Source organism: Novosphingobium sp. BL-S-20 (assembly GCF_055521635.1).
Map to the genome: position 1 here is coordinate 349,175 of NZ_CM145494.1, position 20,927 is coordinate 370,101.

Consider the following 20,927-nt stretch of genomic DNA (forward strand, 5'->3'; position numbering starts at 1 on the left):
CGAGGGTTCCTTTCAGGAAAAGTCCGGAGCGGTTCGCTCCCTAGGATGCGAAATCAGGCCACCCGCACCCGAGGCGCGCCGCCTTTGCCGAGCATGAGTTCGGTCAAGGCCCAGACCAGCGCATCGGCGCGGTCGGGCGAGCGCCCCGGCCCCTGATAGGACCCTCCGGCGATCAGCCCGCACATCTCGTCTTCCAGCGCCGGAAACAACCCGGCATGGCGGACCCGTCCGGCTTCGTAGAGCGCGGCGACCGGCTCGGCGCGGGCGACTTTGCCCCGGCTGGCGTGGACCAGCCGCAGCGGCAGCGAGAGCTGCGCCGCGCGCAGGACCGAGCCGACCATCGCGCCGCCCTGGTTGGCCTCGGCCACCACGCGGTTGGCCTGCCAGGCCTCGGCGGCCCCGGCGACGGCGCGCGCCCAGCGTTCGGGACCGGCTTTCTCCACCGAGGCATCGGCAAGGACATGGGCCATGCCGTCGGCGCCGAGGCCGACCACCACGATCCCGCAGGCATCGCCGCCCTCCGAAGCCGGGGGATCGACCCCAACGACGATTCGGCTGCATTCGGGCGCATGGTCCTCGCGGCAGGTCTCCAGCAGCGCCCGGCTCCAGAGCGCGCCTTCGATCTCGGCGATCAGTTCGCCGTCGATCTCCTGCCGCCCGAGCAGGCTTTGCCCGAAGGAGCCGCGCATCGTGTCGAGGAAGCGGGTGGGCAGGTTGGCCGCATTGTCGAAGGTGCTGCCGCGCGTCACCGTCACTTCGCCGCGCTCGCTTTCGGCGAGAAGACGCATGACCAGCGGCACGCTGCGCGGGGTGGTGGTGGCGACGACGCGCGGATCGCGGCCAAGGCGCAGGCCCATCAGCAGGTTGTCCCAGCTCGCCACCGCGCGGGCGGCGGCATTGTCCCACTTGGCGACCTCGTCGCACCAGGCATGGCTGTGCTGTGGGCCGCGCAGCGCTTCCGGCTCGGCGGCGGAATAGAGCGTGGCCTGCGCGCCATTCGGCCAGGTCAGCCGCCGCAGCGAAGGCTCGAAGACCGGGCGCCGCCACGGCGCGCCGACCGAGAGCAGGCCGCTCTCGCCCTCGACCATGACCGCGCGCGCCTCGCCGAGATGGGCGGCGACGAGGGCGATGCGCGCCTCGGGATCGTTTTCCGCGATCTCGTTGACCCATTCGGCGCCGCAGCGGGTCTTGCCGAAGCCGCGCCCGGCCATGACCAGCCAGACCCGCCAGTCGCCCGCCGGGGCCAGTTGCGAGGGCCGCGCCCAGACCCGCCAGTTCCAGCGCCATTCGCGCTGTCCGGTGGGGCCGAGTTGCACCGCGAAGCGCTCCAGTTCGGCCTCGTCGGCTTCGGTCAGCCATTGCAGGGGATCGGCTTCAGCCATGCCCAGTCTCCTTTTGGGCATCCTTCCGGGTCTCCGGGCGGGTTTCCAGCGCGCGCCGCGCCGTGACCTGCTCGCGCAGCTGCGCCAGCTTGGCTTGGATCGAGGCGCGGACGGCGGCGAGGTCTTCGTTCTCCCGCGATGCCCTTTCGCGCGCCACGGTCTCGCGGTGGAGGCCGAGCAGGCGCAGCGCGGTGGCGTTGTCGAACTTGACCTCGCCGTCCTTGGGATCGCCGAAGCGCAGGCGATAGAGCACTTCCATCTCCAGATTCTCGTAGCCCTCCAGCAGGGCGGCGCGCCAGGCGCGGGCGAAATCGGGTTCGGTGCGGCGCAGCCGATAGGCCCGGCCCACGGGAACCCCGGCGGCGGCGCTGGCCGCGCTGACGTTCGAGGTCTCTGCCAGCGCGGCAAGGAACTGCGTGCGCCACTGCCCCTCGGCCGTCCCGCCGCGAGGGCACGGGTCGGCGCCGGGCGAAGCCGGGTCTGGCTCTGCCATGTGGGATCATCCCTGCTGTTGATGTGTGATGCGGTGCGAAGCGAGCCAGCGAATCAATCGCTCTCGATGTTCCTGATTTGTACCAATTGTGGATCGCAATGTCAAGAGAGATAACCAAATGGGTTATAGCTTGCCGCCTTCGCACCGTCCTACTAAGCAAGCCTCGCAATTGCCCGGAGAACTCGATGCTGCGCCGCCTCTACGACTGGACCATGGCCAAGGCAGCGCACCGCCATGCCGAATGGTGGCTGGCGCTGTTCGCCTTCCTGGAGGCGAGTTTCTTCCCGGTGCCGCCGCATCCGCTGCTGGGCCTGATGTGCCTGGCCGAGCCGAAGAAGGCGATTCGCTTCGCGGTGATCGCCACGCTGGCCTCGGTGACGGGCGGGCTGCTCGGCTATGCGATCGGCCACTTCGCCTACGAGGCTTTCGGCGAGGCGCTGCTGCGGGCGCTGGGGCTGGCGGACAGCTTCCCCAAGGCGGCCTGCTATCTGCGCGAATATGGCGCGGAGATCATCGTGGTGAAGGGCGCGACGCCGATCCCGTTCAAGCTGCTGACGATCACCGCCGGTTTCATCGGCATGAATCTCGCGGTGTTCATCGGCGCCTCGATCGTCTCGCGCTCGATCAGCTTCATGATCGTCGGCGTGCTGTTCCGCCTGTTCGGCGCGCCGATCAAGGCGGTGATCGACAAGCACCTCGGCAAAGTGACGGCGGCATTCGCGGTGGCGGTGGTCGCCGGTTTCCTCGCGGTGGCCTTCCTCGGCGGCGGCGCCAAGGAGACCAACCAGAAGTGCGACGTGACCGTAGCCGCGAAGGCGGCGTAAACTCCGGTCAGCCCTCGATCACGCAGCGTCGATTATTCTGGCATGCGGGTGATGCTTGTCGATGTGCTTGCGGATGATCTTGAGGTTGCGGCTGTTCGAGCGGAACACGAAGTCGAACAGGTCCCCGGCCACGGGGATCGCGCCCAGCAGCGTATCGAAACCGACATTGGCGGTCATGCGGGCCAGCTGCCACTTCGACATGCCGAGGTTGCGGGCCTCCCACACGAGGTACATGCCCAGCAGTCCCGCGATCACGTCCCCGGCGACCGGCACCAGGCCGATCACCGCGTCGAGACCGATCTTGCGGCGGATGCCGGGCAGGGCGATCGCGCGCTCCAGCACATATTCGAGCATTTCCACGCGGCGGAGAACCGATACCGGGTCGGTGCCGAGCGGTAGCTCCATGTCCATGCGCCGCGCGGTAGTCTGTCCAGTCGCCAAAGTCCTGCCTCTCCTCTGAAGGGCCTTGGAGCCTGCTTCGAAAGTCGCCGAACGGCGACTTTCGGGGCCGGTACCGAACTTTCAAAGCAGGCTCTTACCGGACTTTATTTGGGAACCCAGGCGAGCGGCATCAAGGGGTGCCAGCCCCAGGTGTTCGGCGCGAAACCGGCGACGCTGCCGCGCACCAGCGACCAGCGGATCGGGGTTCCGAAGGGAATGAAGACGTTGGCGGCGGTCAGTTCGGCCTCGGCCTCGGTCAGCAGGGCGGCGCGTTCGTCGGGCGTGGCGGCGGAGGCGGCTTCGGCCACCCGTGCGTCGGCATCGGCGGAGCAGAGGCCGCGCCGGGCGCTGCACGAGAGTCGGTTGAGGAACCAGGCTGCGCGCGGATAGCGGGCGACGTCGTCGACCAGCCGCAAGTCCGCCGCTTCCGCCTTGTCGGTGCGGGCGAGGTGGACGCCGATCGCCGCGAAGTCCGCCGTGAGCTTCACCAGCAGGGTATCGGCGCCGCTGCCCGAGGGCAGCCAGACGGTCAGGTGCGGGCCGCCCGCGATCGGTGCAGGGGAGGGGGACGGCGCGCCGCGACCGCCGCGTACCATCGGCGGCGCAGGGGCCTCACCGGCGCGCGCTGCACCCGAGGCTCCTGCGGCCCAGCGGCGTACCCGTGCCATGGCGAGGGCGCGGCGTTCGTCCAGCGACTGTTCGCTCCAGCGCTCGCCGATGGTGCCGAGATCGCCGTCGAGGCTGGGGCTGACGATCCGGGATGTGGGCGACCAGCCGCCGAGGCTGAACGGCGCGATCAGGCCCTCGCGGTCGATGGCCATGGCCAGCGCCTCGCGGTTGGCGGGATCGGCCAGGAAGCCCTTGTCGCTCGCGACCTGAAGCCCGAACAGCCCGACCACCGGATCGACCTGGATCGTCCCGCGCAGGATGCCGACCGAGCGGGTCAGCGGAAAATCCTGAATCTCGCCGCCCATCACGAGATCGACCTTGCCCGCGTTGAAGGCTGCCACGGCGGCGGGGCCGTCCAGTACCGAGAGGTCGATCCGGCGAGTGCGGCGCGGCCAGTTCTCCACGGCGGGGAGGCCGAGGCTGGCAGGGTCGATCGGCGTCAGCCGGGCCGCGCCTTTCCCGCCCTCCAGCCGCATCGGCCCCGCGCCCCGGTTCTTGAAGCTCAGCCCGAGTTCCGGCTGGGCGAGAAGCTGGAGCAGATAGGGCATCGGCCGGGTGAGGCGGATTTCGATGACGCGCCCGGCCATCGTGCGGATTTCGTCGATCCCGGCGAGATCGTGGGCCAGCGGGTTGTCGTCCAGCGCCTTGAGCGCGGATTCCAGTGCCTTCTTCGCGGAATCGGCGGTCAGCGGATCGCCCGAGGCCCAGTCGCCGTCACGCAGGCGGAAGATGTAGCTCTGGCCGTCGTCGGTGACGATCCAGCGGTCGGCGAGGGCGGGGATGACGCGGCCCTTCTCGTCGAAGGAGACCAGCCCCTCGACGGTGGAGGCGCGGACGAGCTGGCTTGCCAGTGTCGCGTTCTCGCCGATGTCGAAATTCTCGGGCGGAGAGCCGATTACGGCCACGCCCAGCGCCGAATTGTCGCTGCCCCCGCAGGCGCAGAGAGCCAGCGCGGCCGGAAGGACCATGGCCCGAAAGGCTTTGCGCGGCGCGAACATTTCCTAGGCCTAGTCGATTTGTGGAATGTCGCAAATGGTTCGCGGAGGTGCAGGCGCGATTTTATCGGGGAGGTCCCGTTTAGAGTTGGTTTGGAAAATCCGCCTAGGCGGATTTTCAAACAAACCATCAGAGCTTGCGCAGGTTCTTCGGCTCGGACGTGGCGGGGGAATACTGCGCTTCGTAGTTGCGCACGAAGTTGGGCTTGTCGTCCGCTACCGGCGTGACCGCGCCGCGCGCCAGCTTCGGATCGATTTCCTCGACGAAGGCCACGCCGAAGCGGTTTTCCTGAACCCAGGCGATCGTGCCGGGCACCCAGCCGATATTGCGGATGTTCACCGCGACCGTCGTGCCGCGCACCACCTGGACTCCGCCTTCGCCCATCATCCCGCCGACGGAGAGGTTGCGGACCTTGATCCGGTACTCGCTGTCCAGCCCGTCGATCCGCAAGTCGGCCATGAGGAACAGGCTGTCACGCGCAATCTGGCGATTTTCGATCTGGGTCATGCGTTCTCGTCCGGCATTCGGTCCGGCGATGATAACACGAACACCGGCCTGCGAAAGCCCCGGACCGCGATCACATCGCCCCGCGCGCAAGGCGCGTTTGCGATCGATGCTTACAGGAGGACGGCAAACAAAGTCTTAACGCCCCGATTGACGGACACGCCGGGCATGTCGGAAAAGCGGGGCGAAAAGACTGAAAATGCGAGAAGATTATTCCTCGCGCGAGACCTTTTCGCGGCGCTCGTGCGCTTCCTGGGCCTCCACGGTCATGGTCGCGATCGGACGGGCTTCGAGACGGCCGAGGCCGATCGGTTCGCCGGTCACTTCGCAATAGCCGTATTCGCCTTCCTCGATCCGGCGCAGCGCGGAATCGATCTTGGCGATCAGCTTGCGCTGGCGGTCGCGGGTGCGCAGCTCGATACCCCAATCGGTCTCGCTGGAAGCGCGGTCGTTGAGGTCGGGCTCCCGGATCGGGCCGTCCTGAAGCTGTGCCAGCGTACCGGCGGCGGCGTCGAGGATCGATTTTTTCCAGGCGAGCAGAAGCCGCCGGAAGTAGTCTTGCTGAGCCTCGCACATGTAGGCTTCGTTCTCGACGGGAACATAAGAACCGCCAAGCATACGCTTGGCCTTGGCGAGGACATCAATTTCGTCAGCTAGGGCCGTTGCCATCCAGAGAATCTCCGCACGAATCCCCCCGGCCTGCCTACGCCCTGCGACCCCGGATTTTTCCAGTGGCCTCCCGGCAAACCGCGGTGTCGCGGCCTATAGGGCCGCCCCCTTACCTGCACAAGGCTATAACCATGGCAGTCCACAAAAAACCTGAGGCGTCGCCGGTATCCCACCGGGTCATGCACAAGTTTCTTTCCCGAACCTACTGCGTAAACTTACAGGGATTGCTTCAGGCTTATGCTTAACGCTTTATTGACCAACCTGGTGCCAGCTTCTTTTCATCGGGCCGCAAGAGGCGGCATACCGGGGGTTAGCTGACTATGAAACAGGACTGGATCGCAAGCGAGCGCCTTATCGAACCGGCTCGGTTCATCGCGGAACCCGCCGATGGCGAGGCTGGAGACCTGTTCCTGCCCGAGCGTCTTGCCGCGGCGGCGATGGGTGACGGTTCGGCCTGTTTCGACCTGGGCGTGGTGTTCTCCACCGGCAGTCACGGCGCCGCCTGCGACCTGATCGAGGCACACAAGTGGTTCAACCTCGCCGCCGTTGCCGGGGACGAGGAAGCCGCACAGTGCCGTGCCGATGTGGCCGAGAACATGACCGCGCGCGAGATCGCCGAAGCCCAGCGCCGTGCGCGTCAGTGGCTGGCGGCGTCGTCGCGGCAAGCGGCCTGACGCGGTTCCCGGCGGCTCCTGACACGTTCATCACCTAAATCGTCGCCCCCGCGCAGGCGGGGGGGGGCGCTTCCTTCGCGCCACGCTGCAAGAACAAGCGGGGTCCCCGCCTTCGCGGGGACGACGGGGTATTAGTGGTGAGGTAATAGTGCATTTTCAGGAGATCTGGGCCGGGCCTCAGGCCTTCCGGAACGGCGTCCGTCCATCCAGCAGCAGCTGGTCGCCTGCAATGCCCGCGCGTTCCTGTTCGAGATAGTCGGCGATAGCGGCGCGCAGCCCCTCGTGTACGATGTAGTGCGCCGAGACCGTCCGCACCGGCTCGTAGCCGCGCGCCAGCTTGTGGCCGCCCTGCGCGCCCGCTTCCACCCGCGACAGGCCGCGTGCGATGGCGGCATCGATCGCCTGGTAGTAGCACAGTTCGAAATGCAGGAAGGGCTTGTCCACCACCGCCCCCCAGTAGCGTCCGTAGAGCGCGTCGCTGCCGATGAAGTTCAGCGCGCCCGCCACCGGCTGACCGTCGATATAAGCGAGCACCAGCAGGATGCGGTCGGCCATCGTCTGGCCCAATAGCGAGAAGGCCTCACGGGTCAGGTAGGGATGGCCCCATTTGCGGGCACCAGTGTCCTGGTAGAAGGCCCAGAAGGCATCCCAGTGCTCCTCGCGGAGGTCGTTTCCGGTGAGGTGCCGGATCTCGATGCCTTCTTGCGCCTTTTCACGCTCCTTGCGGATGTCCTTCCGCTTGCGCGAGGAAAGCGCGCCGAGAAAGCCGTCGAACTCGGCATAGCCGCGGTTTTCCCAGTGGAACTGGATATCCTCGCGCAGCAGCCAGCCTGCTGCCTCGAAGAACGGGACTTGCGCCGGTTCGATGAATGTCGCGTGGGCGGAGGAGAGGCCATTGTCGCGGCAGATCGATTCCGCTGTGGCGATCAGCGCTGGTGCCAGCTCCGGATGCGGCGTCAGCAGCCGGGGGCCGGTCGCCGGGGTGAAGGGCACGGCGATCTGGAGCTTGGGATAGTAGGCTCCGCCCGCCCGGTGCCAGGCATCGGCCCAGGCATGGTCGAAGACATATTCGCCCTGGCTGTGCTGCTTGAGATAGGCCGGAAGTGCCGCCGCCAGCCGACCGTCCTGCCCGGCGACGGTGATCGGCACCGGGGTCCAGCCGGTGCCCTCGCCGACGCTGCCCGATTCCTCCATGGCGGCGAGGAAGGCGTGGGAGACGAAGGGATTGCCGCCGCCGGTCAGGGCGTCCCATTCGTCGGCCGGGAGTCCGCCCACCGCGCCGTGGAGCCGGGCGACGAACCCGCCGTCACTCATGCCGGTTCTTCCGAGGACCGCTCGAAGATCACCGCGTCGGCATGGGTTGCGGCGCGTTCGTGATGGTCCGGGCGGCGCACCGTCCAAGTCGCCAGCGGCAGTCCGCGCCTGCGCTGGGCGGCGGCGAAGCGGCTGGGCAGGTCGCGGATGTCATAGGCCAGGAAGTCCGGCCCGGCCTGCCAGAGCGCCAGACGGCGCCGGATCTTGCCGGGCAGGGCGCGATCCTCGCCTTCGGAGACGATCAGCCCGCGCACCGTGTGCGGGGAATGGCGGCGAAACCAGCGCGAGACGCGTGGGTCGAAACTCATGACCGCATGAGGGCCGGTATAGCCCTCCAGCACCCGGCGCACAGCCAGGCAGAGCGCGGCGATGCGGGCGGTGCGCGAGGATTTCAGCTCGATCAGCACCGGCTGGCGGCCGTCGATCAGGTTGAGTGCCTGACGCAGGCTGGGAATGCTCTCGGCGGTTCCGCCCAAGGTCACGGCGGCAAGCTGGGCGGCGCTGCGGCGCGCGATCTCGCCGCTTTCGCCGGTCAGGCGGTCCAGCACCGAATCGTGGAAGACCACCGGGGTGCCGTCGCCCGCGCGCTGCACGTCGAGTTCGATGCCATAGCCCTCCTCGATCGCCAGCCGGAAGGCCGCGAGCGAGTTTTCGGGAATGACCGCGCCGTGCAGCCCGCGATGGGCATAGTCGTGCCCGCCAATCCACGCGACCTTGCGCGGATCGGGCGGCGGCGAAAGCCAGCGGTCAAGCAGGGCGAACGGCAACGATGGCGTCCACTTCGACGGCGGCGCCGAGCGGCAGCACCGGCACGCCGACGGCGCTGCGGGCGTGCTTCCCGGCCTCGCCGAACACCGCGACCATCAGTTCCGAAGCGCCGTTGGCGATCTTGGGCTGGTCGGTGAAGTCACCCGTGGAGTTGACGAAGGCGCCCAGCTTGACCACGCGCTCCACGCGGTCGAGCGAGCCGAGCGCGGCCTTGAGCTGGGCCAGGATCATCACCGCGCAGGCCTGCGCGGCCTCGACGCCCGCTTCCAGATCGACGTTCTCGCCGAGGCGGCCGGTCACCAGCTTGCCTTCGACGAAGGGAAGCTGGCCCGAGACATGGGCGAGGCCGCCCGCGACGACCACCGGCACATAGGCGGCGACGGGAGCGGCGGGTTCGGGAAGGGTAAGGCCAAGCTCGGCCAGGCGGGTTTCGATAGCGCTCATCTTAGGGGCTTCCTTGTGAGGGAGGTGTTCAGGATTCGGTCTTGGCGGCGTCGCTGCGCGTCAGCCAGTCGATCAACCAGGGTGCGGCGTCCTGCCAGCGGTCGATTCGCGCATGGGCGTGACCGGCGACATGGGCGCAGGCGATATGCGGAGCGAGCAGCGGCTCGGCGCAGAGGTGCAGGCGCCCGATCTCGGGCGCGAAGTCCGCCACCGAGCCGTGGTGCTGGGCCAGATCGTCCACGAAGACCGCGCGCGAGGGCTGGTATTCGTCGAGAATCGCCTTCAGCGCCGGACCTTTCGGCCCCTGGTTGGTGAAGACGCGCACGTCGATGCCGTGCTCCGCCAATTGCTGGCGGCGGGTTTCCTGGCGGAAATCCATGAGATTGGTGAGCACGACGACATCGGCATGGGCGGCGATCTCGCGAATCGCCGCGACCGCGCCGTCCACCGGGGTCTGGCGGTGCATCTGGCCGTCGAAGAACTTGTTCAGCAGCGACCACATTTCCGCCTGCTCCAGCAGATCGCCGGTTGCGGTGCGACGCATGGCGCCTGCGAACTCGCCGCGATCGAGCGCGAAAGTCACGCCTTCGTCCTCGGCCAGCCAGTCGCGGAAATGCGTGACCATGTAGAGCAGCACTTCGTCGCAGTCGGTGATGAGCAGGGGGCGGCCCGAGCGATTCGTCATGCGCCCAGCCTTTCGCGGGCGCGGGCCAGCGTTTCCGGCGAAACTTCCAGCGCCTCGGCGGCAGCGACGAGGTCCGGCTCGTGCGAGCAGAGGAATTCCAGCACCGCTGCCATAGTCGCCGGCTGGCCCAGCGAGGCGCGCAGGACGTCCGGCGTCAGGCCGGTCAGCGCCAGGAAGCGCTCTGCACGGTCCTGGTCGGTCAGCACCCAGCCGAGCGCGGCGAGTGCCAGAGCCTGCGGGTCCTGCGATGGGGATGGCGACTCTCGAAGAATTGTCAGTCTCGCTTGCGTGTCATAGAGCGGGTTTCCCCGGCCCTAGATGGTGATCCCGCGTCGAATGGCAAAGCGTATCCTAGTTGTCGAGGACAACGACCTCAATCGGAAGCTCTTTTGCGATGTGCTCAGGAGCCAGGGCTTCGCCGTGGAGCCGGTGGCCGACGGCCTCGACGCGCTGGAGCGCGCGCGCCAGTTCGTGCCCAACCTCGTCATCATGGACATCCAGCTGCCCAATGTCTCGGGTCTGGACCTGATCGAGGCGGCCAAGAAAGACGCGGTCCTGCGCACGATTCCGGTGCTCGCGGTCACCGCCTATGCGGGCAAGGGCGACGAGGAGCGCATCCGCGAGGCAGGCGCCGAAGGCTATCTCGCCAAGCCGGTGTCGATCGGGCCGTTCATGCAGGCAGTCCGCGCGCTTCTGTAAGGGGAATTTGCTCCATTCGCGCCCCATTCCCATCGTCACCCTGAACTTGTTTCAGGGTCCATCGGGCAGTCGAGGCTGGAGTGCCGTGTTACAAGCTGCCCTGTCGGTTCAGGCCTTCGAGGCACCGCGCTGGAAGGCACAATGGACCCTGAACCAAGTTCAGGGTGACGACAGTATGGGCTGAAGAGTATGTGCCGGTAACGCCATCCTTCTCTCCCCCGCAGGAAAGGATTGCGCTACAGGCTGCTTGACAGTTTGCCCCGCCGCCGCTTTTGCGCCGCAATTATCGGCCAGAGCGCCGCCTGAAATTACCGGAGTTAGAAGAACCATGGACCGCGCAGAGACCTCGGCCCGCATCGCCGCGCTGATCGAGCCCTTCAACAAGAAGGGCGTCGAGATTACCGACGCGACCCGCTTCACCGACGATCTCGAATTCGACAGCCTGACCGTCATGGACTTCGTTGCCGAAATCGAGGACGGGTTCGACATCATCATCTCGATGAACCAGCAGGCCGAGATCGAGAACTACGGCCAGCTCGTCGACGCCGTGGTCAAGCTCCAGGGCTGAAGGACTTCGCGATGACCGATATGCTCAGCGAAAACGAGACGCAGGCCCACACCGACCTGTTCAGCAAGTTCGATCCCCTGATCGAAATGCGCCGCGATCTGCTCTCCACCGGCGTTACCGATCCCTTCGGCCTCGTAATGGAAAAGGTGATCTCGCCCACCGTGGCCATGTGCAACGGGCGCGAGACGATCCTGCTCGGCACCTACAACTACATGGGCATGACCTTCGATCCGGACGTGATCGCGGCAGGCAAGCAGGCGCTGGACGATTTCGGCGCGGGCACTACCGGCAGCCGCGTGCTCAACGGCACCTACGCCGGGCACAAGGCGGTCGAGGAAGCGCTATGCGACTTCTACGACATGAAGCACGCCATGGTGTTTTCGACCGGCTATCAGGCCAACCTCGGCATCATCTCGACGATCGCGGGCAAGGGTGACTACATCATCCTCGACATCGACAGCCACGCTTCCATCTGGGACGGCTGCAAGATGGGCGACGCCGAAGTCGTGCCGTTCAAGCACAACGACATCGAGGCGATGGAAAAGCGCCTGCGCCGCATTCCCGAAGGCGCGGGCAAGCTGGTCGTGCTGGAAGGCGTCTACTCGATGCTGGGCGATATCGCTCCGCTCAAGGAGATGATCGCGGTCGCCAAGAAGTACGGCGCGATGGTGCTGGTGGACGAAGCGCACTCTATGGGCTTCATCGGCCCCAACGGTCGCGGCGTGGCCGAGGACCAGGGCTGCCTCGACGACGTGGACTTCGTGATCGGCACGTTCTCCAAGTCGGTCGGCACGGTCGGCGGCTTCTGCGTCTCGAACCACCCGAAGTTCGAGATCATGCGTCTGGTCTGCCGTCCCTACGTCTTCACCGCCAGCCTGCCGCCCAGCGTCGTCGCCACCGCGACGATTTCGATCCGCAAGCTGATGACGGCTTCGGAGAAGCGCGCGCATCTCTGGGAAAGCTCGCGCACGCTGCACAAGGGCCTCACCGATGCGGGCTTCCAGCTCGGCACCGAGGAACCGCAGAGCGCGATCATCGCCGTCATCATGCCCGATCTCGAACGCGGCGCGATGATGTGGGAAGCGCTGCTGCACGAAGGTCTCTACGTGAACCTCGCGCGTCCGCCGGCAACCCCTGCCAACATGACCCTGCTGCGCTGCTCGCTCTGCGCCGAACACTCGGCCGAACAGGTCCAGCAGATCATCGGCATGTTCACCCGTGCGGGCAAGACCGCCGGTATTCTGGCCTAAGATGATCCGTCGTCCCGAGGTTCGCCTCGGGACGACGGTTTTCCATCAATCCTTGTGGCGTTCCACCAGCTTGAGGAACGCTTCCAGCCAGCCGCCGACGAAACCGGCGGACTGCTCGCCGATTGTGCCGTCCGCCGTGACGAGACCGTCCTTCCACTGGATGAAGGCTTCCGGCGCGCCGAGGGTCGGCATGTCGAGATAGCCGAGCACGTTGCGCAAGTGTTGCTGCGCCAGCGCGGTGCCTATCGCGCCGACGGACACCCCGATCACCCCCGCAGGCTTGCCCGCCCAGGCGCTGTCGCCATAGGGGCGCGAGGCATTGTCGATGGCGTTCTTGAGCACGCCGGGGAACGAGCGGTTGTATTCCGGCGTCACGAAGATCACGCCGTCGCTGCTGCGCACCAGCGCCTTGAGGTCCTTCACCGATTGTGCCTGGTCGCCATCCTGGTCCTGGTCGTAGAGCGGCAGATTGCCGATATCGGCAAAGACGAATTCATGCCCCGAGGCGGCGGGCAGGCGGATCAGCGCCTCTGCGAACTGGCGGTTGTACGATTCGGCGCGGAGGCTTCCGACGACGACGACGATCTTGGACATGACGACTCCTCATGACAGGTTGCTGCGGGGGACCGATATCGGGGCAAACTGCGCCGGTTGGAAGTCCGCGCGGGCCGGACTATACCTTGGGAGGGGGTGTTCGCCTGTGAGGTCCATGCGCTGATGTTCAGATTGTCCGGCTGCCTGATCGCCGTGCTGTTGCTGACCGCCTGCGGCCGGTCCGACCCCGCGCCGGGACCCGGCAGCGTCACGGTCGGCGAAGCGCGGGCGCTGGACGAGGCGGCGGAGATGTTCGACGCACGGCCCGCGCCGACTGCTTCGGCTGCGGCGGAGAATTAGGCTCGGGCGCAGGCTTGAACGCCGGATACGACGGCTGCAATCCCCGCCTTCGCGGGGACGACGGTGAGGTGGAAACTGAAGGACGGATCGACATCCAGTCCAGGTGGAGCCGAGAAGTGTGGTTTTCGAGCATCGGAGCGCAGCGGACTTTCGGTCCGTGAGCACCGAAGCGCAGGAAATCGCGCTTCGCAGGCCCGCATGGGCTGGATGTCGATCCGTCCTAGTCGAAGCTGACTTTGCCGCGCCCGGCCTTGACCGAGCCGCGCAGCTTCTTGCCTTTCAGCCGTTGTTCCTTGCCCACCCGGTTGAGGCGGCTCTTGGCGCGCTTTTCGGGCAGCTTGTGGGCATCCCGCAGCATTTCCGCGAGGCGTTCGCGGGCATCGGCGCGGTTGGCTTCCTGGGTGCGGAAGCGGCGGGCGGTGAACATCAGTTCTCCGCCCGAAGTCATGCGACTGCCCGCCAGTTCCTTCAGCCGTGCGAAGACCGGAGGAGCAAGCCGCAGGGCATAGACGTTGATCCGCAGTTGGACCGCCGTCGCCACTTTGTTGACATTCTGCCCGCCCGGCCCGGAGGCGGCGATGAAGCTCTCGCTCGCCAGGGCCTGGGCGCGGTCTATCGTGGCTTCAATATCGCTCATTCATCGCTGAAGCCGAGCGCGGCGAAATCGCGCGGCAGCGGCGCCACGGCAACGATCGGCTCCTTGTCGCCGCGCGGCACGGTGAGACCGGCTGCGTGCAGCATGGTACGCGGCGCGCCCTTGCTCGAACCGTAGACCGGATCGCCCAGCAGCGCGTGGCCAAGGCCGGAAGCGGCATGGACGCGAATCTGGTGGGTGCGGCCGGTTTCGGGGCGGAATTCCACGAGGGTCAGCCCGTTCTTCTCGTCCAGCTTGCGCCAGTGGGTGACGGCGGGCTTGCCCTTCTTGGCCGGGATCATCCGCCAGCCGTCCTTGACCGTGCTGACCTTGGAGAGGTTGAGCGCGATCGTGCCTTCCTCTTCCGTCAGCGTACCGGCGACGATGCCGAGGTAGCGCTTCTGGACCTGCTTCTCCTCGAAAGCGGCGGAAAAGCGCTTCAGCGCCTTCGGGTTGCGCGCCAGCAGCAGGCAGCCCGAAGTGTCGCGGTCGAGCCGGTGTACCGGCGCGGGCAGGCGCTGGAAGCCCAGCTTCAGCTCGTCCAGCCGGTCTTCGAGGCTCGGCCCGCCGGCACGCGGCGTATCGAGCGGCAGGCCGCCGGGCTTGTCGATGACCAGCGCTTCGCCGTCCTCGAAGAGGATTTCCAGTTCCATGTTACGTCAATGCTTTCTCTATGCGCCGCAGCGCTTCTTCGAGCCGCGCGTCATCCGCGGCGAAACTGATGCGGAAACCGTTCTGCCCGCCGAAGGCCGAGGCCGGGACCAGCGCGACGCCGTGTTCCAGCAGGTGCAGCGTCAGCTTCACGTCGTCCCCGCCGAAACGGTCCATCAACGGAGTCGCATCGATCATGCAGTAGAACGCGCCATCGGGCGAGGGTGTGGACAGGCCGGGAATCGCGTTGATGGCGGCCACCACCTTGTCCCGCCGCTGGCGGAACCGTTCGCGCCATGCGGTCAGGAAATCCTGCGGGCCTTCGAAAGCGGCGACGGCAGCGGCCTGGCTGATCGAGCAGGGATTGCCCGAGGAATGCGACTGGAGCTTTTCCATCGCCTTGATGAGCCACTGCGGCCCGGCGGCGACGCCGATGCGGAAGCCGGTCATCGCGTGGCTCTTGGACACGCCGGAGACGGTCAGGATACGGTCGGCCAGATCGGGGCAGAGGTTCGCCAGCGTCACATGCGGGCGTCCGGTATAGTTGATCGGCGCGTAGATATCGTCGGACAGCACCATCACCCGCGGGTGGCGGCGCAGCACGTCGCCGATGCCGCGCAGCATGTCTTCGGGATAATAGGCGCCGGTCGGGTTGCCGGGGCTGTTGAGCAGCACCCAGAGCGTGCGCGGGCCGATCTGCGCTTCCAGATCGGCGGGCGTGAAGCGGAAGTTGTCCTTGGGCGAGGTGCGCAGCGGCACGACCTTGCCGCCTGCAAAGCGCACGATCTCCGGATAGCTGACCCACCACGGCGAGGGCACGATCACTTCGTCGCCTTCGCTGACCGTTGCCAGCATCGCGTGGAAGATCGCCTGCTTGCCGCCCGCGCTGACCGTCACTTGCGAAGGCGGAACCTCGATGCCGAGATCGCGCTGGAAGTGCAGCGCGGCGGCCTGCTTCAGCTGCGATGTGCCGCCGACCGCCGTGTACTTGGTCTGCCCGGCGTCGAGCGCGGCCTTGGCGGCCTCGATCACATGGGGCGGGGTGTCGAAATCGGGCTCACCGACCGAGAGCGAGATCACGTCGATGCCGGATTCGCGCAAGGCGATGGCGCGGTCGGTCATCGCGGTCGTCCCCGAGGGGGCGATGCGGGCAAGGGCTGCGGAGGTATGCATCAGGTGAGCAGCCGTGCAGGCATCAGGCCGCGCAGGGCATTGCCGATCAGGAAACCGTCCGCAAGGTCGTCCAGCGTCAGGTCCGCCTCGACCGCGCGGCCCTGCTCGATCAGCGAGCGGCGCAGCACGCCGGGCAGCAGGCCGAGCGACGCGGGGGGGGTCAGCAAGACACCGTCGCGCTCGACGAAGAGGCTGGTGAAGCAGCCTTCGGTCAGCAGTCCGTCGTCGCGCAGGAACAGCACTTCCTGTGCTCCGGCGCTTTTCCCCACGGCCAGACCGGCGTTGTAGAAACCGCGATCGCTGGTCTTGTGGCGCAGGCGCCAGTCGCCGCTGTCGACCGGAAGCGGCAGCACGCCGACCGTTACCGGACCGTCGAACTCTGCGGGTAGTTCAGCCAGTTCCAGCGAATAGGCGCCGCTGCGCGCGGTGACGAGACGCAGCTTGGCAGGCGCATCGGCATCGAAGCAGAGCGCCTGGATCGCATTGCGCACGGCATGGCGGTCGAAACTGAAACCCAGCGCCTCTGCACTGGCTCGGACCCGCTCCAGATGGAGTTCCAGCAGCGGGATGCCCTCTTCGGGCGTGAAACGCATCGTCTCGACAAGATCGAAACTGGCGGGTGAAGTTGCCCCTGCCGAATCTCGCACGAAACCCCCTTTGACCAGGCATTCCCGCCATTCGGGAAGCGCTTGTGAATCGGCGACCACCGCCGAACCGACGCCGAGCGTGGCCCGACCTCTTAAACTTTTACCAGCAGTGCCCTTGCCGTCCGGCGTCAGACGCAAGGTGCGGATTGCCACATTGAACGCGGCATCGCCAGTAGGTTCGATGAAACCGATCGAGCCGCAATAAGGCCCGCGCGCGTGGCGCTCGACTTCGGCGATCAGTTCCATCGCCCGGATCTTGGGCGCGCCGGTGATCGATCCGCAGGGGAACAGCGCCCGCAGCAGATCGGCCGCGCCCTTGTCCGGCGAGAGGCGGGCGTGGACCGTCGAGACCATCTGGTGAACGGTCGGGTAGCTCTCGATCGCGAAGGGCTGGTCCACGCGGACGCTGCCCGCCTCGGCCACGCGCGACAGGTCGTTGCGCATCAGGTCGAGGATCATCAGGTTTTCCGCGCGATCCTTGGTGCTGGTGGCCAGTTCCTCGCGCAGCAGCGCGTCTTCGGCCTCGTCCTGCCCGCGCGGGCGAGTGCCCTTCATCGGGCGGACGGTGACGGTGCGCCCGTCCAGCGCGAAGAACAGTTCGGGCGAAAAGCTGAGCAGCCACTCGGCGCCGTTGCAGATCGCCGCGCCATATCCGGCGGCGGCGGCGGGGCGGATCGCGGCGTAGAGCGCCAGCGGATCGCCGTGCCACGGGCCTTCCAGCGGCAGGGTCAGGTTCGCCTGATAGATGTCGCCCGCCTCGATGGCGCCGTGGATCGTATCGAAGGCACGGGTATAGTCGCCGGTGGAGACCAGCGGATCGAGTGGGCCGATGCCGACCGGACCCGGCCCTACCGAATTGAGTGGGGCGTTTTCGGCCAGCCAGCGCGGGATATCGGCGGCGGGGACGGTCTCGAAGCTGGTGAAGGCGCCGAACCAGACCAGTGGGCCTGCGGTCTTGCGCAGCCCGGCAAGGCGCGGCTCCAGCGCCTGTCCCGCTTCGTAGGCAAGGTAGCCCGCGAGATGCAGCCCTTCCGCCGACAGCGCCTCGATCCGGGCGAGGGCGGGCACCACGTCCTCTTCGGTCTGCGCGACGACGATTTCCACCGGATCGCGGTAGATGCGCGCGTCGGCTGCGCCCTCAGGTCGGGCGTCGTCGAAAAGGAGGAAGGGCTGGGGCATAGCTTGGACTGCGCCTTTAGCGCCCGATCCCCGGCGGCACCAGTGCGCTTCGTCGCAAGGTATGGGGCCAAGGATTCGGCAAAATCCCTCTCGCCCTTGCCGCAGGTGCGTTCTATCACTTTCGCACGGTGCAAGGAGGCATGAATGGAAGAGATTTTCCTGGGACTCGGTGCCAACGACGAACGGCAGGTCCTGCGCCTGGGGCGCGCCAATCGCCACGGCCTGATCGCGGGGGCGACAGGCACCGGCAAGACGGTGACGCTCCAGACCATTGCCGAACAGTTTTCCGCCGCCGGGGTGCCGGTGTTCCTCGCCGACGTGAAGGGCGATCTTTCCGGCATCTCGATGTCCGGCAGCCCGCAGTTCAAGAACGCCGCCATTCTCGAATCGCGGGCCAGGGAAATCGGCCTGACGGACTATGGCTATTCCGACAATCCGGCGATCTTCTGGGATATCTATGGCGAGCAGGGCCATCCCGTCCGCACCACGATCTCCGAAATGGGGCCGCTGCTGCTGTCGCGGCTGATGGACCTCAATGATACGCAGGAAGGCGTGCTCAACGTCGTCTTCCGCTATGCCGACGAGCAGGGGCTGCTGCTGCTCGACCTCCCCGACTTGCAAGCAATGCTCGCCCATGCCGCCGAGAATGCCTCGGAGCTTTCGGCGAAGTACGGCAACATCTCCAAGGCCAGTGTCGGCACGATCCAGCGCCAGCTGCTGGCGCTCGACAGTCAGGGCGCCGCGCAGTTCTTTGGCGAACCGGCGCTGGAAATCGCCGATTTCATCCGCTGCGACGACAAGGGGCGCGGCTACATCAACGTGCTCGCCGCCGACAAGCTGATGCGCAGCCCCAAGCTCTACGCCACGTTCCTGCTCTGGCTGCTGTCCGAACTGTTCGAGGTGCTGCCCGAAGTCGGCGATCCCGAAAAGCCCAAGCTGGTGTTCTTCTTCGACGAGGCGCACCTGCTGTTCGACGATGCCCCCAAGGCCTTGCAGGACAAAGTGGAGCAAGTGGTTCGCCTCGTTCGCTCGAAGGGGGTGGGCGTCTACTTCATCTCGCAGAACCCCATCGACATCCCCGAGGAGATCGCGGGCCAGCTTGGCAACCGCGTGCAGCACGCCTTGCGCGCCTTCACCCCGCGCGACCAGAAGGCGATCAAGGCGGCGGCGGATACCTTCCGCATCAATCCCGAACTCAATGTCGCGGCGGCGATCACCGAGTTGAAGGTCGGCGAGGCGCTGGTTTCCACGCTCGACGATCAGGGTGCGCCCACTGTCGTCCAGCGTACCCTGATCGCGCCGCCGCGCTCGCGGCTGGGGCCGGTGGAGCCGAAGGAGCGGGCGATCATCCAGTCGATCAGCCCTTACGAAGGCAAGTACGACACCCCGGTGAACCGCGAGAGCGCCGAGGAAATTCTCGCCGCCAAGGCCGCCGATGCCGCCGCGACCGCAGAGGAAGTGGCGGAAAAGGGCGCCGAGGAAGTCGGCAGGCAGGAACGCCGGAGCCCCAGCCTGTGGGACGGCCTTGGCGGCAAGGTCGCCAAGGCGGCGGCAGGCGCGGCTGCGGCGAGCGCCGGGTCGATCCTCGCGCAGTCGGTGCAGGGCAAGAAGAGCCGCGCCAATCCCAAGGCCTCGGCGGCCAGCGCGGCGGCGGGCACGGTGGGCGATGCGTTCGGCAAGGCCATTGGCTTTCCGGGCCTAGGCCGGTTCGCCCGCAACCTGATCGGCGGGCTGATGCGCTGATGAAGAAAGGGGGCGGTCTTGCGACCGCCCCCGCACTTAATTCAGAAGCTCTTCACCGCGTAGATCTTGGAAAGATCGCCGCCCCATTCGCCGTTGTAGAGGTCGAGCAGGCGCTCGGCGGGAACCTTGCCGCTGGCGACGATCTGCGCGAGCGGTTCGAGGTAGCCGGTCTCGTTGTCGCCGCCCGCATTGAGGCGGCCTCGCGAGGCGAGGCCCGAGCGCGAGATGTCGATCACTTCTGCAGCGATCTTGCGCAAGGTGCCGCCGCCCGGAAGCGGCGCGTCGAGGCCGAGCTTCGGCACGGAATTACGCAGCAGTTCGCGCCCTTCCATGTCCCAGTCCTTGACGAGATCCCAGGCCGCATCGAGCGCGCCCTGGTCGTAGAGCAGGCCGACCCACAGCGCGGGCAGGGCGCAGATCCGGCCCCACGGGCCGCCGTCGGCGCCGCGCATCTCAAGGAAGGACTTCAGCCGCACTTCGGGGAAGGCGGTGGACAAGTGATCGGTCCAGTCCGACAGGCGCGGAAGCTCGCCGGGGAGCACCGAAAGCTCGCCCTTCAGGAAGTCGCGGAAGGAGTGCCCGGCCGCGTCGATATACTTGCCGTCGCGGAACACGAAATACATCGGCACGTCGAGCATGTAGTCGACATAGCGCTCGTAGCCGAAACCGTCCTCGAACACGAAAGGCAGCATGCCGGTGCGCGCGGGATCGGTGTCCGACCAGATGTGGCTGCGGTAGGAAAGATAGCCGTTGGGCTTGCCCTCGGTGAAGGGCGAATTGGCGAAGAGCGCGGTCGCCAACGGTTGCAGCGCCAGCGAGGTGCGGAACTTCTTCACCATGTCCGCCTCGCTCGAATAGTCGAGGTTGACCTGAATGGTGCAGGTGCGCAGCATCATGTCGAGGCCCATCGACCCGACGCGCGGCATGTGCCGCAGCATGATGTCGTAGCGGCCCTTGGGCATGATCGGCAGTTCGGCGCGGGTCTTGTCCGGCCACATGCCGAGGCCGAGGAAGGCCTTGCCGATGCGGTCGCCGATGGTCTTCACCTGGGCGAGATGGCGCCCGGTCTCGGCGCAGGTCTGGTGCAGATTCTCCAGCGGCGCACCGGAAAGCTCAAGCTGACCCGCCGGTTCCAGGCTGACATTGCCGTCGCTGCCCTTGAGGGCGATGACGTTGCCGCCTTCGACGATTGGCGCCCAACCATATTCGGTCAGGGCGCCGAGCATGTCGCGGATGCCGCCCGGCTCGTCATAAGACGGCGCGTGGTGATCAGCCGTGTCATAGACGAATTTTTCGTGCTCGGTACCGATCCGCCACGCCTCGCGCGGCTTTTCGCCCGCAGCCATCGGCGCGGCGAGTTGGTCCAGGCTTTCGATCACCGGATCTTCGCGATCCGAAACCTCACGGGTGCTCATGGCGGCGGAGTTAGTGCGGGCCGCGTTCGGACGCTACAACTTTTTGTACCGAGCGGTTTGTTTTGTTGCGGGACTCAGGAAAGAGTAAGTCCTGGGGGATGATCCCCCAGACCCTCGGAATGTCCACGTCGCGCGCTACCTAGCCGTCGTGCGCTCCCTGCGGCGCAGCCATTATGTCTCCCGACGCAGCCATGGGCGCACAACGGATAGG

The 20,927-nt window shown here is 66.7% G+C and carries 24 protein-coding genes; 7 read left to right on the forward strand and 17 right to left on the reverse strand.

Features of this window, described 5'->3' with window-relative positions:
- Nucleotides 1–53 precede the first annotated feature (53 nt).
- Together ACZ1II_RS09325 and ACZ1II_RS09330 are read right to left on the reverse strand one after the other, a co-directional pair.
- The gene (locus ACZ1II_RS09325; protein WP_465146174.1) at nucleotides 54–1,382 is read right to left on the reverse strand and encodes a DNA-packaging protein; all 1,329 of its coding nucleotides are present in this window, start codon (nucleotides 1,380–1,382) and stop codon (nucleotides 54–56) included.
- A complete protein-coding gene (locus ACZ1II_RS09330) occupies nucleotides 1,375–1,875 on the reverse strand; it encodes a hypothetical protein (RefSeq protein ID WP_465146175.1) in 501 nt (166 codons plus the stop codon). Before ACZ1II_RS09330 ends, ACZ1II_RS09325 begins: the two co-directional genes overlap by 8 nt.
- A 185-nt stretch (nucleotides 1,876–2,060) precedes the next feature.
- Between ACZ1II_RS09330 and ACZ1II_RS09335 the strand changes: the two genes are divergently transcribed.
- Nucleotides 2,061–2,699 carry a YqaA family protein gene (locus ACZ1II_RS09335; RefSeq protein ID WP_465146176.1) on the forward strand — a complete coding sequence of 213 codons (639 nt, stop codon included), beginning with the start codon at nucleotides 2,061–2,063 and terminating at the stop codon, nucleotides 2,697–2,699.
- 18 nt (nucleotides 2,700–2,717) lie between these two features.
- Here ACZ1II_RS09335 and ACZ1II_RS09340 read toward each other — a convergent pair whose 3' ends face one another.
- The 4 genes from ACZ1II_RS09340 to dksA form a co-directional block, all read right to left on the reverse strand.
- Nucleotides 2,718–3,110, reverse strand: a complete 393-nt coding sequence (locus ACZ1II_RS09340) for a DUF4112 domain-containing protein (RefSeq protein ID WP_465147269.1) — start codon at nucleotides 3,108–3,110, stop codon at nucleotides 2,718–2,720.
- 134 nt (nucleotides 3,111–3,244) lie between these two features.
- A complete protein-coding gene (locus ACZ1II_RS09345) occupies nucleotides 3,245–4,777 on the reverse strand; it encodes an ABC transporter substrate-binding protein (protein WP_465146177.1) in 1,533 nt (510 codons plus the stop codon).
- Between the two features lie 157 nt (nucleotides 4,778–4,934).
- Complete coding sequence (locus ACZ1II_RS09350) at nucleotides 4,935–5,312, reverse strand: PilZ domain-containing protein (protein ID WP_465146178.1); 378 nt, start codon at nucleotides 5,310–5,312, stop codon at nucleotides 4,935–4,937.
- Between the two features lie 207 nt (nucleotides 5,313–5,519).
- Nucleotides 5,520–5,978, reverse strand: a complete 459-nt coding sequence (gene dksA / locus ACZ1II_RS09355; RefSeq protein ID WP_086492403.1) for an RNA polymerase-binding protein DksA — start codon at nucleotides 5,976–5,978, stop codon at nucleotides 5,520–5,522.
- Between the two features lie 320 nt (nucleotides 5,979–6,298).
- Here dksA and ACZ1II_RS09360 point away from each other — a divergent pair, with 320 nt between their 5' ends.
- The gene (locus tag ACZ1II_RS09360) at nucleotides 6,299–6,652 is read left to right on the forward strand and encodes an SEL1-like repeat protein (protein ID WP_465146179.1); all 354 of its coding nucleotides are present in this window, start codon (nucleotides 6,299–6,301) and stop codon (nucleotides 6,650–6,652) included.
- A gap of 177 nt (nucleotides 6,653–6,829) precedes the next feature.
- Here ACZ1II_RS09360 and ACZ1II_RS09365 read toward each other — a convergent pair whose 3' ends face one another.
- Genes ACZ1II_RS09365 through ACZ1II_RS09385 form a run of 5 tightly spaced genes read right to left on the reverse strand, consistent with a single transcriptional unit; the run spans nucleotide 6,830 to nucleotide 10,141 of the window.
- Nucleotides 6,830–7,966, reverse strand: coding sequence for a GNAT family N-acetyltransferase (locus ACZ1II_RS09365; RefSeq protein ID WP_465146180.1), 1,137 nt, complete (start codon nucleotides 7,964–7,966; stop codon nucleotides 6,830–6,832).
- Nucleotides 7,963–8,733, reverse strand: coding sequence for a glycerophosphodiester phosphodiesterase family protein (locus tag ACZ1II_RS09370; protein WP_465146181.1), 771 nt, complete (start codon nucleotides 8,731–8,733; stop codon nucleotides 7,963–7,965). The genes ACZ1II_RS09365 and ACZ1II_RS09370 overlap by 4 nt, the downstream gene beginning before the upstream one ends.
- Nucleotides 8,714–9,178 (reverse strand): RidA family protein, encoded by a 465-nt coding sequence (locus ACZ1II_RS09375; protein ID WP_465146182.1) that lies wholly within the window; start codon nucleotides 9,176–9,178, stop codon nucleotides 8,714–8,716. Before ACZ1II_RS09375 ends, ACZ1II_RS09370 begins: the two co-directional genes overlap by 20 nt.
- Nucleotides 9,179–9,206: 28 nt before the next feature.
- Nucleotides 9,207–9,863, reverse strand: a complete 657-nt coding sequence (locus ACZ1II_RS09380; protein WP_465146183.1) for an HAD family hydrolase — start codon at nucleotides 9,861–9,863, stop codon at nucleotides 9,207–9,209.
- Nucleotides 9,860–10,141, reverse strand: coding sequence for a DUF3572 domain-containing protein (locus ACZ1II_RS09385; protein ID WP_465147270.1), 282 nt, complete (start codon nucleotides 10,139–10,141; stop codon nucleotides 9,860–9,862). The genes ACZ1II_RS09380 and ACZ1II_RS09385 overlap by 4 nt, the downstream gene beginning before the upstream one ends.
- Nucleotides 10,142–10,199: 58 nt before the next feature.
- Here ACZ1II_RS09385 and ACZ1II_RS09390 point away from each other — a divergent pair, with 58 nt between their 5' ends.
- The 3 genes from ACZ1II_RS09390 (at nucleotide 10,200) to spt (ending at nucleotide 12,380) form a co-directional block, all read left to right on the forward strand.
- On the forward strand, nucleotides 10,200–10,562 hold the full coding sequence (locus ACZ1II_RS09390; RefSeq protein WP_147216554.1) for a response regulator: 363 nt from the start codon (nucleotides 10,200–10,202) through the stop codon (nucleotides 10,560–10,562).
- Nucleotides 10,563–10,890: 328 nt separating this feature from the next.
- Nucleotides 10,891–11,130 carry an acyl carrier protein gene (locus ACZ1II_RS09395; RefSeq protein ID WP_054442290.1) on the forward strand — a complete coding sequence of 80 codons (240 nt, stop codon included), beginning with the start codon at nucleotides 10,891–10,893 and terminating at the stop codon, nucleotides 11,128–11,130.
- Nucleotides 11,131–11,141: 11 nt separating this feature from the next.
- A complete protein-coding gene (gene spt, locus ACZ1II_RS09400; protein ID WP_465146184.1) occupies nucleotides 11,142–12,380 on the forward strand; it encodes a serine palmitoyltransferase in 1,239 nt (412 codons plus the stop codon).
- Nucleotides 12,381–12,425: 45 nt separating this feature from the next.
- Here the strand turns inward: spt and ACZ1II_RS09405 are convergent, their stop codons facing one another.
- Nucleotides 12,426–12,974, reverse strand: a complete 549-nt coding sequence (locus tag ACZ1II_RS09405) for an NADPH-dependent FMN reductase (RefSeq protein ID WP_465146185.1) — start codon at nucleotides 12,972–12,974, stop codon at nucleotides 12,426–12,428.
- A 123-nt stretch (nucleotides 12,975–13,097) separates the two neighbouring features.
- On the opposite strand from ACZ1II_RS09405, the gene ACZ1II_RS09410 reads away from it, so the two are divergent.
- On the forward strand, nucleotides 13,098–13,274 hold the full coding sequence (locus ACZ1II_RS09410) for a hypothetical protein (RefSeq protein WP_465146186.1): 177 nt from the start codon (nucleotides 13,098–13,100) through the stop codon (nucleotides 13,272–13,274).
- Nucleotides 13,275–13,494: 220 nt separating this feature from the next.
- Here ACZ1II_RS09410 and arfB read toward each other — a convergent pair whose 3' ends face one another.
- The 4 genes from arfB to pabB are packed head-to-tail and all read right to left on the reverse strand — an operon-like array spanning nucleotide 13,495 to nucleotide 17,558.
- The gene (gene arfB, locus ACZ1II_RS09415; protein ID WP_465146187.1) at nucleotides 13,495–13,911 is read right to left on the reverse strand and encodes an alternative ribosome rescue aminoacyl-tRNA hydrolase ArfB; all 417 of its coding nucleotides are present in this window, start codon (nucleotides 13,909–13,911) and stop codon (nucleotides 13,495–13,497) included.
- Nucleotides 13,908–14,561 carry an RluA family pseudouridine synthase gene (locus ACZ1II_RS09420; protein WP_147216563.1) on the reverse strand — a complete coding sequence of 218 codons (654 nt, stop codon included), beginning with the start codon at nucleotides 14,559–14,561 and terminating at the stop codon, nucleotides 13,908–13,910. Before ACZ1II_RS09420 ends, arfB begins: the two co-directional genes overlap by 4 nt.
- A 1-nt stretch (nucleotide 14,562) precedes the next feature.
- Complete coding sequence (locus tag ACZ1II_RS09425; RefSeq protein ID WP_465146188.1) at nucleotides 14,563–15,732, reverse strand: pyridoxal phosphate-dependent aminotransferase; 1,170 nt, start codon at nucleotides 15,730–15,732, stop codon at nucleotides 14,563–14,565.
- A complete protein-coding gene (gene pabB, locus ACZ1II_RS09430) occupies nucleotides 15,732–17,558 on the reverse strand; it encodes an aminodeoxychorismate synthase component I (RefSeq protein ID WP_465146189.1) in 1,827 nt (608 codons plus the stop codon). The genes ACZ1II_RS09425 and pabB overlap by 1 nt, the downstream gene beginning before the upstream one ends.
- 144 nt (nucleotides 17,559–17,702) lie before the next feature.
- On the opposite strand from pabB, the gene ACZ1II_RS09435 reads away from it, so the two are divergent.
- Entirely contained in the window at nucleotides 17,703–19,301 is a 1,599-nt protein-coding gene (locus ACZ1II_RS09435) for a helicase HerA-like domain-containing protein (RefSeq protein ID WP_465146190.1), read from the forward strand.
- A gap of 41 nt (nucleotides 19,302–19,342) precedes the next feature.
- On the opposite strand, the gene ACZ1II_RS09440 is transcribed toward ACZ1II_RS09435, so the two are convergent.
- Entirely contained in the window at nucleotides 19,343–20,716 is a 1,374-nt protein-coding gene (locus ACZ1II_RS09440) for a glutamate--cysteine ligase (protein ID WP_465146191.1), read from the reverse strand.
- Nucleotides 20,717–20,927: the final 211 nt, after the last annotated feature.

Bases quoted from the DNA above. Each gene is read 5' to 3' on its own strand.
- ACZ1II_RS09325 (WP_465146174.1), bottom strand. From the start codon at position 1,382: ATGGCTGAAGCCGATCCCCTGCAATGGCTGACCGAAGCCGACGAGGCC.
- ACZ1II_RS09425 (WP_465146188.1), bottom strand. From the start codon at position 15,732: ATGCATACCTCCGCAGCCCTTGCCCGCATCGCCCCCTCGGGGACGACC.
- ACZ1II_RS09395 (WP_054442290.1), top strand. From the start codon at position 10,891: ATGGACCGCGCAGAGACCTCGGCCCGCATCGCCGCGCTGATCGAGCCC.
- ACZ1II_RS09390 (WP_147216554.1), top strand. From the start codon at position 10,200: ATGGCAAAGCGTATCCTAGTTGTCGAGGACAACGACCTCAATCGGAAG.
- ACZ1II_RS09380 (WP_465146183.1), bottom strand. From the start codon at position 9,863: ATGACGAATCGCTCGGGCCGCCCCCTGCTCATCACCGACTGCGACGAA.
- ACZ1II_RS09350 (WP_465146178.1), bottom strand. From the start codon at position 5,312: ATGACCCAGATCGAAAATCGCCAGATTGCGCGTGACAGCCTGTTCCTC.
- ACZ1II_RS09330 (WP_465146175.1), bottom strand. From the start codon at position 1,875: ATGGCAGAGCCAGACCCGGCTTCGCCCGGCGCCGACCCGTGCCCTCGC.
- ACZ1II_RS09340 (WP_465147269.1), bottom strand. From the start codon at position 3,110: ATGGACATGGAGCTACCGCTCGGCACCGACCCGGTATCGGTTCTCCGC.
- ACZ1II_RS09335 (WP_465146176.1), top strand. From the start codon at position 2,061: ATGCTGCGCCGCCTCTACGACTGGACCATGGCCAAGGCAGCGCACCGC.
- ACZ1II_RS09345 (WP_465146177.1), bottom strand. From the start codon at position 4,777: ATGGTCCTTCCGGCCGCGCTGGCTCTCTGCGCCTGCGGGGGCAGCGAC.
- dksA (WP_086492403.1), bottom strand. From the start codon at position 5,978: ATGGCAACGGCCCTAGCTGACGAAATTGATGTCCTCGCCAAGGCCAAG.
- ACZ1II_RS09375 (WP_465146182.1), bottom strand. From the start codon at position 9,178: ATGAGCGCTATCGAAACCCGCCTGGCCGAGCTTGGCCTTACCCTTCCC.
- ACZ1II_RS09365 (WP_465146180.1), bottom strand. From the start codon at position 7,966: ATGAGTGACGGCGGGTTCGTCGCCCGGCTCCACGGCGCGGTGGGCGGA.
- ACZ1II_RS09405 (WP_465146185.1), bottom strand. From the start codon at position 12,974: ATGTCCAAGATCGTCGTCGTCGTCGGAAGCCTCCGCGCCGAATCGTAC.
- ACZ1II_RS09440 (WP_465146191.1), bottom strand. From the start codon at position 20,716: ATGAGCACCCGTGAGGTTTCGGATCGCGAAGATCCGGTGATCGAAAGC.
- ACZ1II_RS09410 (WP_465146186.1), top strand. From the start codon at position 13,098: ATGTTCAGATTGTCCGGCTGCCTGATCGCCGTGCTGTTGCTGACCGCC.
- ACZ1II_RS09420 (WP_147216563.1), bottom strand. From the start codon at position 14,561: ATGGAACTGGAAATCCTCTTCGAGGACGGCGAAGCGCTGGTCATCGAC.
- ACZ1II_RS09360 (WP_465146179.1), top strand. From the start codon at position 6,299: ATGAAACAGGACTGGATCGCAAGCGAGCGCCTTATCGAACCGGCTCGG.
- spt (WP_465146184.1), top strand. From the start codon at position 11,142: ATGACCGATATGCTCAGCGAAAACGAGACGCAGGCCCACACCGACCTG.
- ACZ1II_RS09435 (WP_465146190.1), top strand. From the start codon at position 17,703: ATGGAAGAGATTTTCCTGGGACTCGGTGCCAACGACGAACGGCAGGTC.
- arfB (WP_465146187.1), bottom strand. From the start codon at position 13,911: ATGAGCGATATTGAAGCCACGATAGACCGCGCCCAGGCCCTGGCGAGC.
- pabB (WP_465146189.1), bottom strand. From the start codon at position 17,558: ATGCCCCAGCCCTTCCTCCTTTTCGACGACGCCCGACCTGAGGGCGCA.